This is a genomic window from Deminuibacter soli (assembly GCF_003412455.1).
Taxonomy (GTDB): domain Bacteria; phylum Bacteroidota; class Bacteroidia; order Chitinophagales; family Chitinophagaceae; genus Deminuibacter; species Deminuibacter soli.
On sequence record NZ_QTJU01000007.1, the window covers coordinates 280,196 to 292,342 of the forward strand.

Consider the following 12,147-nt stretch of genomic DNA (forward strand, 5'->3'; position numbering starts at 1 on the left):
CATCATAAACTCAGGAGGGTTCAACAATGCCAGGCGATTATTCTCGTAAAACCTTTAACAGGCATAAGCACTACAGCGGTGTGCTTATGCAGCAGGGCCGTGTACTGCTCGACGCTGACTGGAATGAGCAGCTGGCCATTCAGCAGCACAGAACAATTATTGAAACAAAGGATGTAATAGGTGTTTCGGGCGTGCCCAAAAAAACAGATGGCTTTAAAATAACCGTATTAACCGATGCCAGCGATCTGCTGATTGCACCGGGACGCATATACGTGGATGGATTGCTTTGCGAACTGGAAAAGTCTGCTGTCTCTTACCTGCATCAGCCTTATTATCCGTTACCCGATCTGGGCAATTTTACCGGGCCTTTTGCACCACCGGACAGCCCGGTTACCAGTCCGCCGGATAGCCCTTTAAGTCCGCCCGATAGCCCGCTCAGTCCGCCAGACAGCCCTTTAAGCCCACCGGCCAGCCCCGTGTTTGCACAGCTGAAAGATGGTGCTTATCTCGTGTACCTGGATGCCTGGCAGCGTGAGATCAGTTACCTCGACGATCCGCATATTCACGAAGTAGCATTGGGTGAAGCAGACACCACCATGCGTTTGCAAACCGTATGGCAGGTAAAACTGCTGAACGTTGGTGCAGACAGCTCGGTGCCGCTTACCTGCGATACTGTATTCCCCGGCTATGTGGCATTGTCCATGCCGTCTACCGGTAAATTAACCGCGCAGACTGTACCGGTAAAACCGGGCGATAACCCTTGCGTGCTGCCGCCTTCAGCCGGTTACCAGCGGCTGGAAAACCAGCTGTACCGCGTACAGGTACACCAGGTAGATGCCAATGGCAAGCCAATGGGCTTTAAATGGTCGCGCGATAATGCTTCTGTTGAAACTACCATTACACATATTGAAGGCAATAAACTCACTGTAGCCTCTACCGGTAAAGATGATACGGTACTGGGCTTTGCTGCAGGGCAGTGGGCCGAAATAATCGATGAATCTGTTTCACTCGGCGCAGCGCCTTACCCGCTGGTGAAAATACAGGATGTAAACAACGGCATTATACAAATCAGCACCTCTGCTGCAGGCTATATTGGTAAAAAAGGACTGAAGCTGCGCCGCTGGGATCAGGGTGCAGGCAGCACCGCAGCAGGTGCACCTGTAAACACCGGCTGGCTTGATATTGAAGGTGGCATACAGGTGAGCTTTGATAGCGGTAAATTTCATGCCGGTGACTACTGGCTGATACCTGCACGCACTGCTACCGGTAACATAGAATGGCCTTTGCAGGGTATGCCTGCCAAACCCGCTGCATTGCAGCCTGTTGGCACATTGCACCACTACAGCAAACTCGCGCTGATACAGGTGGCAGACGGCAAAGCCGCACTGGTGCAGGATTGCCGTGACCTGTTCCCTTCCCTTACCGATATCTGCGCAGAAGACATTTGTTTTGATAACGGCAACTGCAATTTCGGTGGCGCACAAACCGTGCAGGATGCACTTGACCAGCTGTGTGCTGCGAACGACCTGCGCCTGCACAACAAATTGTTGCATGGTGTTGGGGTAATATGCGGGTTGAAGCTGATTTGCGGGCAGGCGCAGGTAGTGCGTTCTACCATGCTTTCTGCTTCAGGCGGCTTCCAGCTTACGCGGCAGAATGTAGTGCTTGAACCGGGCCATGCTATTGACTGCGAGGGTAACCTGGTACAGGTTAAAAAGGAAACCATCTACAATGTAGTGGAAGAAGCCATCCGCGCCAAACTGCTGCCAGATGGCAAATCAGGCAAAGTAAACCTGATGCTGGCAGGCAATGGCGTGAAAGGTGCAGTGATTAATATAGAAGCGCACGGCAAGGAAAATTTCTGGGATGATGTACTGGAAGGTACCCTGCTTAAAGATTTTTATAATGACTATATCCTGAGCTTTGTCAAGTACCTGAAAACACTGTCGCCTTTCCCGCTCACTGAAACAGCACCCATACCGGTAAACCAGCAGCGGTTAACAGCCGTGATCAATGTAATGGCACAACTGCTCAACTCAGCTACCGGTCCGTATGTATTTGTTTCAGGCACCAAAACACAAACCATACTGCGCACAGAAAAAGACTGCGCCGGTGTTGCAGGAGACAAACTGTACGAAGACAAATTGCTGTGGTGTTTGTACAACGACCTGAAAAAACAACTGGGCAGCGAAACCTTCTGCGCCATGTTCGATAACGATAACCCTTACCCGGATTATACCATTGACGAAGGTTTGGATACCGTATTTGGCCCGGCATTGAAAGTACACACCAAACTGCGTGTGCATCCATCGGGCAATGTGGCATACACCTGCGGTACCGATAATAAAATATACGCCTACGACCTGCAGAAAAAGCTGTACAGCCAGGCACTGGTATTCCCGGCCAGTGATAAAATTGTTGTACAGGATATCCTGATTTCGCCTGATGGCAAAACCCTGTATACCGTAGGCGTGCTGGACGCTAAGGATTCTGTATTTGCCACTGCTGCCATTGATGCTGCAGGGGTACTCACCTGGGGGCCTACCTCATTGCGTTGCGGTTTCCAGTTTTCCACACTGGGCATGGCACAGGGCACGGCAACAGCAGGCGCAGCGGCTGCAACAGACAATACCCTGTATGCAATAGCAAAAGGACAGGGCATCTTTAAAATTGACAGCATTGGCACTGCCAACTTCAACGCAACAGTGGTAGAAGCATTCAGTGCCACCGGTTTGCTGGTGGTATCGGCTGATGGTGGCCGTGCTTATTGCGGTGTAAGTGCTACTGCCGGTATCGGCAATGTGTCCACTACATTTACCAGCATACACATCACCAAACTGAAAGCAACCGATACAGGTGCAGCACCCGATTTGCCGGTAACAGGCACCGACGCATGGAACGACCTGGTAATTCACAACAATATCATTTACGTTACGGCAAACAATGCAGCAGGCGCAACCGGCCGCATGGTATACCAGTTTGATTATACCTCTGTACTGAAGAAAACAGTAGCACTCGACAGTAACCAGATTGTACGGCTCGCTTACCTTACCGCCGGCAAAAAGGAATACCTGCTCGCCAGCCTGTCAGACAAAAGCAAGGTAGTTCGCCTGCCTGCCAATGCAGACGGCATACAGGCAGTAGATGCCAAGTACCGCATACCCGTACAGATTTTCCCGATGGGTATTGCCACCGATGCCAAACAAGCCAATGTATACGTGCTGAACGGATTGGTGAATACCCTCACCACCATCGAAGTGAGAAGGGCATTTTCTCCATCATTCAAACCGAACTACACAGTAGAAGCACCCAAGCGTTTGGCCGACTATCATGACGGCGTACTCAAAACATTCAAGGATATGCTGGGTCACCTGGTACAGCATTTCAAAGACGGCTTTGTGGAAGAATTCCTGATCGATTGCCCTACTTGCGATCCCGAGAAAAAAGTATACCTCGGCTGCGTAGAAATACGCGACGGTCAGGTATACCACGTATGTAACTTCGATAAACGCAAATACGTAAAATCGTTCCCCACAGTAGATTACTGGCATTCCGTTATACCGGTAAAACCCATAATGGAAAAAGCTTTCGAACAATTCTGCTGCCTCATTCTCGGTAAAAGTTAACTGTATTCCTCCGTGCCCTTTGTGTGTGTTTTCTTTGCGCCCTTTGTGGTAAAAAAACGCCAACGTCAAACGTTAAACTTCAAACGTCCAAACAACATTCCTCACCTGCACTTTTATAAAGCCTACATATGTTTAACCAGCAATTTTTTGCAGCCGGCCAGGTAGTTAGTGAAGACGGCACAGGTGTGGCCGATCTCAAGGTAGAAGCATGGTCTGCCACCGCTGCTGCAACCGCCGCCAACGTTGCACTGGGCAGTGCCACCACCGATGCCAACGGCTATTTCAATGTACCCGTTGATACGGCAGCCCGTGCCAACAACACCGTGCTGTATTTTAAAGTATACCAGAACAACCTGCAGATTTACGATACAAAGGATGAAGTGGAATGGGATCCCACGGCACCTGAGCAGGTAATCATTACCCTGTACCAGGCAGCACCTGCCGGTACAGACGGGAAAGACCGTATTTCCACCTCGCAGATCCTCAGCTCAGCCACCTTCCTGCACCTGTCTGATTTTTCGGGAGCCATCCGCGATGTGAAAGACAAAATAGGCAGCGCGAAAAGTGTGCTGGGTGATGCCATAACAAAAGGACTGTCGAACATTCATCTCAACCCCATCAAAGCCAGCGCCAGCAAAAGCAGCGATGTGGTTAACCAGGACGTGGCCACTGCCACGCAAAACCTGCAGAGCAAACAGATCGCGGTATCCGAAATAAAAGAATACAAACCCGGCTTCAACAAAGAAACCTTTGCCAGCATTGCCTCTATGCCGGCCAAGCTGGAAGCAGGGCAGAAGGTAACCCTGTTCCAGGAAAACGGCCAGGTAAAGTACTACGCCATCACCAAAGATCAGCCGGCACCCGCAGCTGCCGTTGATCCTGCCGCCGCAGCCAATGCCGCTGCCCAGGAGGCTAGCATCCGTGACATGCAGACCCGCCTTGATCAGGCCGAGAAAAATGCTGCTGCGAAAGACCAGCAGATCGCTACCATGCAAACACAAATTGTTTCGCTGCAAAACGACAATACTGCCTTTCAGAAAGTGGTCAGCTCCGGCAACGACATGCAGACACGCCTTGCCCAGGCTGAAAAAGACGCAGCCGCGAAAGACCAGCAGATCGCTGCCATGCAAACACAAATTGCTTCGCTGCAAAACGATACTACTGCCTTTCAGAAAGTGGTAAGCGCTGACAATGATATGCAGACACGCCTTGCCCAGGCTGAAAAAGACGCAGCCGCGAAAGACCAGCAGATCGCTGCCATGCAAACACAAATTGTTTCCCTGCAAAACGATCATGCCGCCATCCAGAAAGTAGTCAGCTCCGACAATTTCACCCGCTTCGTAGCCACCCTCCCCAAAACCAACCCGGGCGGCGCCACCGACAAGCCAGTGCAGTAACAAAGCATACCTAATGCCGCCAGGTATCCGCGTTACGCCCGCGAGGTGTCTTGCAGAAGGCAAAACTATCAAACAATAAAACCATCCAACCATAAAATCCATCCTTAAAGAACGGTCAGCCAGCTTCCCCCGCTAACAATAAGCCGTTTTATTATGACTACAGACAACGCACTGCCGCTGGTATCCTGCATCATGCCCACATTTAACCGGCGGCCGTTTATACCTCATGCAATCCGCTATTTTTTAAGACAGGAATATCCCCGTAAAGAACTCATTATTGTAGACGATGGCACAGACGCTATTGAAGACCTGGTGCCGGGCGACAGCAATATCCGTTACATACGGCTGCAGAATAAAATAACACTCGGCGCCAAGTTAAACCTTGCCTGTACCTATGCTGCGGGTAATATACTCGCCAACTGGGACGATGATGACTGGTATGCACCGCGCCGCCTGCAATACCAGGTAAACGCATTGCAAAACCATCATACCGATATCTGCGGTATCAATAACCTGCTGTACTTCGATCTGCGTAACCAGAACGCGTACAATTATGTGTACCCATCGAACCAGCGCAAATGGATGCTGGGCAGCTCGCTTTGTTATACCCGCGAGTTCTGGAGCCACAACCAGTTTGCCGATATCGATGTAGGCATGGATGGTTTGTTCGTTTGGCGCGCACCAAGCGAACGGGTAATGGTGCATACTGATTCTACTTTTTCGGTGCACATGATACACGACCACAACATCAGTCCCAAAAAAACAGATGGTGCGTGGTGGCATGCCTACCCCGTAGAAGAGATACAGAAAATAATGGATGATGACTGGCAGTTTTATGCCAACGACGGCGCACCGGTTGCAACGGAATTTGTGCCCGCAGCAAGGGTAGTGCACAAATCAGCGCAGGCAGCGAACATAACGCCCGTAAAGAATATTTATGCCTGCCTGGTGCACGAGCAGGAGGATTGTGTGATTGACCTGGTGCGTAACCTGCATTTTCATGATCCCTCTTCGGTGATATTGCTGTACAACGGCGGTAATAACCCCAACCTCTTCTCCAACCGTTTTCCCTACGGGCAGTTCGGTGCAGTAATGTATCCGCGGCCTGTGCCTGCCAAATGGGGCTACCTGCATCATTTTGCGTTGCAGAGCATGGAGTTTGCATTGCAGAACTTCAATTGCGATACGTTAACCATTGTAGATTCTGACCAGCTGGCCATACGGAAAGGGTATGCCGGCTATCTTGCTGCCAACCTGCAGGAACGTGACGGCCTGGGCATGCTATCGAGCAGGTATGAAAAAGTATTGCCTGCCGATGTGCAGGTTTTTCCTGCTGTGCAGGCTTTTAAGGAAACAGATCTCTGGCAGCCCTTGCTGCAGCAGTTTGAAAACGGGGACGACAAATTCGTGCACTGGACATTCTGGCCTTCTACTGTTTTTCTCCGCGATGCCATGCATGACCTTACACAGCTGTTTAAAAAGAATACCGTGTTGCAGGATATTATGCAACGCACCAAAATATGGGCAACCGAAGAAGTGATATTGCCCACATTGGTAAAACTGCTGGGCTATGATATACAAACCAACCCATGCAGTTACGATTATGTAAAATATAAACGCAGTTTCAGTGTGCAGGAAACCAACCGCGCACTCAGCCGCACCGATGCATTCTGGATGCACCCGGTAGAACGGCGTTACGACAATGCAGTACGCAAACACCTGCGTGGTTATTTCAGGCATTACACGCCATTCGGCAAACCTGCCGTAGCAAAAGACCAGGGTGCGCAGGAACTGTTTATCACCAGTGCAGTACTCAGCCGTATTAAAAACATACAGGGCTGGTTAGAGCCGGATGAGGCAGAACTGCTCATGGCAATTGCCATTAAAGTATGCCGCGAGCAACAGCAATCACCCAATATCGTAGAAGTAGGCTGCTACCAGGGCAAGGCCACTGTTGCATTGGGCAGCGTGGCCAAAGCTTTCGGCGGGGCAGCGGTATACACCATTGATCCGCACGATGGCCGCCAGGGTGCTGCCGATGATTGTATTTATACATTGCCCGCTTCATTTGAACTGTTTGCAAAAAACATCAGTGAAGCAGGCTTGTCGCGCGTGGTGCACAGCATTCGCACTACCACAGATGAATTGCAATGGGACAAACCTGTTGCCTTCCTGTACATTGACGGGTTGCATGATTACCCGCATGTATCGGCCGATTTCTGGGCCTTTGCCGCATGCCTTGTACCCGGCGCGTACATTGGGTTTCATGATTATGCAGATTACTATCCCGGCGTACAGGCCATGGTACATGAACTGCTGCACAGTGGTCACTATTACAAGGTACACCAGGCCGGTACATTGGTAATACTGCAGAAAACAACACTCCGCTAATCATATTCTCCTGCCGTTGCTAACGCACCGTTCCCGCCATGAACCGCACAGCCTTACTCAATCATTTAATTGCGCAACGCAATGCAGCCAGTTATCTTGAACTGGGTGTAAACAATGAAAATTTAAATTTCATACACATACAATGCGCCCATAAAACAGGGGTAGATACCCGCCCTGTATCTACCTTCCAGGGTACTACCGATGCCTTCTTCGAACAGAATACACAAAGCTTCGATGTGATTTTTATCGATGCCATGCATACCGAAGAGCAGGTGCTGAAAGACTTTGCCAATGCCAGCCGTTGTGTATCGCCGAACGGTGTAATTGTACTGCACGATTGTTTGCCGCCCGATGCCTGGCACCAGCGCGCACCTGAATTATTTACAGAAGGCGAAACCTGGAACGGCACCGTATGGAAAGCCGCATTGCGCATTTTTAACCAAACCACCCATCGCTGCACCCTGGTAGATACTGACTGGGGCTGCGGCATTATTGATTTTGCTGCCGCGCAGCAGCCAGCCTGCATACAGCTGCCGCAGCAGCTGTATTATGAACAGCATTTCCGGTTATTGTCGCGCTACTGCAGCACCGTAGCCGATTACCTGCGCAACCAGGTGAAGCTGTTTTACCATCTTGCCTGTATGCACGAATGGCAGCCGGTGTTTGAAGAGCAGATGCAGCAACTGCAGCAACAGGGTTTTACTGCCATCGAATTATCTGTACTGGGTTCTGAGCAGGATCTGCAGCAGGTGCGCGATACCTGCAGAAAACTGGGTATACAGTACAACCTTAATTTTCATTCCCCCGAACTAACATATTTTGAAACGCCTGCCATGCTGGCCATTGAATCACATGCACGCAGGTACAATGGTTATGTATTATACCTGCACAGCAAGGGCGTAAGCAACCCGCATCACTGGCCCAAGGCCCGCTGGCGCCGTTTAATGATGGAGCAGCTGGTGCAAAACTGGCAGCAATGCGCCATACAATTACCCTACTACGATGCCATTGGTGTAAACTGGCGCGATATGCCGCCGGTGTCTCATTTCAGTGGTAATTTCTGGTATGCAGCCACCGGTTACATACGCAGCCTGGCCGATTTCAGGGAGTACTACGAAAGTCCGCGTTACCATATCGGCGATTCCATCAACGCCCGCCGTTTGGGTTGCGAATTCTGGATAGGCTCCGGCGGCAGAAGACCCAATGTGCTATCGCTCGTTTGCCGCAATGTTGACTTTTGCCAGGATGCTTACTGGCACTCAAACGCCATGGCATAATGGTTTTGGGTTGACAATGTAACAATCCAACCATTCAACCATAAATCCATCCAGCTATCCAATTGTTCAAATTTTCAAATTGCCTTCTTCTTCTCCCAGGAATACCACCACCGAAAATGCTGCTGCGCATACGCAGCAACCGGAGCAGCCTGCATTTAACAGTCGTGCAGTTGCCACCAATAACGGGCGGCAGGCAGCAGCAGGCAGTGCAGCCACAACACAACCGGCTGGTTTCGGTGGCAAGGCAGTGCAGGTATGTTTGCAGGCAAAGCTGGTGGTAAACAAACCGGGCGACCGCTTTGAGCAGGAAGCTGATGAAATGGCTGCGCACGCCATGCGTATGTCGCCATACAGGCTGCATTATGCAGGCGGTGAAACAAAGCCGGCACATCCCGTACCGCCGCTGGTGCAAACCCGGCGTGTTGCCGGTAATATACCCCGCACACAAACAGCGCCTGCCATTGTACACCACACCTTACAAACAACCGGCTACCCGCTGGATGCAGGCACGCGCGCATTAATGGAGCCGCGTTTCGGTTACGATTTCGGGCAGGTGCAGGTACATACGGGTGAGATGGCTGCCCGTTCTGCCAAAGCAGTGCAGGCACAAGCTTATACAGTAGGCAGTCATGTAGTGTTTGGTGCCGGCAAATACAGGCCGGGCAGCAGCGAGGGCAATGAACTGCTGGCGCACGAACTGGCGCACGTAACACAACAGGTACCAGGCCGTTTATTGCGCAGGGAAGATACGGATACCGCTGCTCCCGGACAGCAGCAACAACAACAGGAAGAAGACGCAGGAGCAGCCCTCATTGCAGATGATACTGCCACAGATGTATCACCCGCACAAATGCGGCGCAGTGTATTTCTCGACAGGTTGAGCCAGTCTATACGCGATGTGGTAAACCAGGAATTGCAGGGCACGCCTTTCACTGCCGATAATTGTGCATATATAACCACTGCATTTCAGCGCCACCGGCAAACACCGGCTGCACAGCTGGAACGCATGCTGAAACGCTATTCACCCGGTGCTGCAGATGCGGCTTCGGCTGAAGAGCTGATCAGTAGTGTGATGCAGCGTGTTCGGCAGGCTGCTGTGGCCTGGCGTAACGGCAATGCCATGTTGGGCGCAGCAGGTGATGCAGGCAGTACAGTAGCGGGTATAGCGGGGGCTGCCGGTGGCGCAAGCAATGCAGCGGCACCGGATGCCGGTGGCGGGGCCGTACAGTTTAAAAGCAAACCCGGCGGTGCAGCTGCGCCGCAATCACCTGCTATGGTAATGCATAGCCTCGGTAAGGGTACTGCACTCGACAGCCGCACCCGCACCGGGATGGAGCAGGTGTTTGGCACCAGCTTTGGCCATGTGCAGCTGCATACCGATACGCATGCTGCGCGTGTATCAGATAACATGAATGCCCGTGCCTTCACAGTAGGGCAGCACATTGCCTTTGGTAACGGCGAATACAAACCCGGCACTATTGCAGGCGATGCACTGATGGCCCATGAGCTGGCACACGTGGTGCAGCAGGGTAATGCAGGGCAGGATGCAAAGAAAATAACCGAATCAACAGGCACAGGTGCACTGGAAGCAGATGCAGACCGTTCTGCCGTACATGCTGTTGCTTCCATATGGGGTGGTACGCGCAAAAAATTAAGCGATCTGCAAAAGCTGGCACTGCCGAGATTGAAGTCTGGCCTGCGTTTGCAGTCGTGTGGTCGGCGTACGCCTGCGCCTGCACCACCGGTAGCCGGTCCTGATCAGCATGCCGGGTTGAATTTGCCTGATGCAGACCTGGCGAGGGAAATAAGTTTTGAGATGGATCCCAATCTGCGGCCTGTGCCCGCACCGCCACCTCCGCCACCGCCACCACCACCTGTAGGTGGTCCGGCGCCGCCACCACCGCCGCCTCCGCCACCACCTGCACGTGTGCCGTGGGATGGAAGGGCAGGTGCGCCCAACCAGGCAGCTGCACGCACAGCCATGAAAACCCAGCTGTTTCATGCGTACGACCAGTATATTACCGCTAAAATGGCCCATACCAATGCTGCAATGGCCCAGGCAAGAGTGCCGTTTACCGGGGCAGCAGCAGGCAATACTTCAGCAGTAGATATTGCCAATGTAGCCAGAACCCAGCTCGAAGCACGATTCGGCGTGTCTATGGATGCTGCGGCAGCCAATGCTCCGCAAACAGCAGGCCGCGCCGCACGGCAGGGGACTGGCGGGGTAGCAGGCGGACAAAATATATTTGATGCTTACAATGCGGCAGATCGCGCGGCTTTCACCAACAATCCAAATGTGAATGTCTTGTCTGATGGTGTAGGATACTGGCTGTTTGAACACGATGAGCCCGGTGCCAGCCAGGCGGCAGGTGCGCGGCAGTTTGCGCCGGATATTACGGCAGCGCACCACTATTCCGGTGTGGATGACCCCAACGATGCTTTTCGCTGGGAAGTGGCCAGAGATTATGCTGCAGCCAATACCTTGCCTGCACCCGGTAACAGGCAGCAGTTGCTTAATTACAGGCTTTATAGCTGGAATGAACAGGGAGCACATGGCATTACTCTGCTCACCACTATTACGCCCACAACAGGTGTTGCGGCAACGGATGAACTGGCTGAGCGATGGAGGATTTACCAGAGCGCAACGCATGAAAGCCTGCATTTGCGGGCGCATCCCGTATTCGCTGCGGCAGAGAACGGGCGTGGTGCCATGGCAGAAGGGTTTGCCGAAATGTTTACCGTAAGCCTGCTCAATACTACCTTGCCCGCGTTTCGTGCAGGTACAGACGAACCAACACGTCATGTTATCGAAGGAGCGCAATCAACGCCGGCGCCCAACCTTACTATTATCCCGCAACGCCGCGGTTCACCTGCAGAGTACCTGACACCACTGGCAGAAGCACAACGCATACGCGATGGCGGTACCGCACCGGGTGGAGTGCCGCATGCAGGCATTGGCGAAGCCGGCGTACGTGCTGCCTATTTTCAGGGGCATATCGAATTAATGGGGCTTAATCCCGCAGGCACTACAATGGGCGGACTGCGTGCTGCTGGTGCCGCAATACGGATACATATACCCGGCGGTATGAGTGATCTTAACGATCTGGCCACACGCAGCGGCGTTCCGCTCGCAACAATTACTGCACAAAACCCGGGCATCACCAACGCACTACCCGCAGATGCCATATTACCCGGCTGTCGCGAACACGTAGCCGTAGCCGGCGAAACCCGCGCCAACGTAGCCATGCAAAACGGCGTTACCGAAGCCGCGCTCACCAGAGCCAACCCAGGCATTGCCGTAGATCCCGTAACCAACACCTGGACTGCCCTTGCCGCAGGGCAACGCGTATTAATCCCGGTGCATTGAGCAAGAAATATCTCTTAATAGCCATTGTATACGCTGTACCCTTTGTCCACAGGATTCTTCGGAGTGTAAAGTCTTTGCGCCCTTAGTGG

5 protein-coding genes are annotated in these 12,147 nt (G+C 52.3%); all 5 read left to right on the plus strand.

Annotation, left to right across the window (positions count from 1 at the left end):
* Positions 1–26: 26 nt before the first annotated feature.
* The 5 genes from DXN05_RS18330 to DXN05_RS24970 all read left to right on the plus strand — a co-directional run bounded on the left by DXN05_RS18330 (position 27) and on the right by DXN05_RS24970 (position 12,058).
* Positions 27–3,626 (plus strand): DUF6519 domain-containing protein, encoded by a 3,600-nt coding sequence (locus DXN05_RS18330; protein WP_116848729.1) that lies wholly within the window; start codon positions 27–29, stop codon positions 3,624–3,626.
* Between the two features lie 128 nt (positions 3,627–3,754).
* Positions 3,755–5,023: a hypothetical protein gene (locus tag DXN05_RS18335; protein ID WP_116848730.1), complete on the plus strand. Its 1,269-nt coding sequence runs from the start codon at positions 3,755–3,757 to the stop codon at positions 5,021–5,023.
* Positions 5,024–5,176: 153 nt separating this feature from the next.
* Positions 5,177–7,414: a glycosyltransferase gene (locus DXN05_RS18340; protein ID WP_116848731.1), complete on the plus strand. Its 2,238-nt coding sequence runs from the start codon at positions 5,177–5,179 to the stop codon at positions 7,412–7,414.
* A 38-nt stretch (positions 7,415–7,452) separates the two neighbouring features.
* The gene (locus DXN05_RS18345) at positions 7,453–8,691 is read left to right on the plus strand and encodes a class I SAM-dependent methyltransferase (protein WP_116848732.1); all 1,239 of its coding nucleotides are present in this window, start codon (positions 7,453–7,455) and stop codon (positions 8,689–8,691) included.
* Between the two features lie 79 nt (positions 8,692–8,770).
* Positions 8,771–12,058 (plus strand): eCIS core domain-containing protein, encoded by a 3,288-nt coding sequence (locus DXN05_RS24970; RefSeq protein WP_116848733.1) that lies wholly within the window; start codon positions 8,771–8,773, stop codon positions 12,056–12,058.
* The last annotated feature ends 89 nt before the right edge of the window (positions 12,059–12,147 follow it).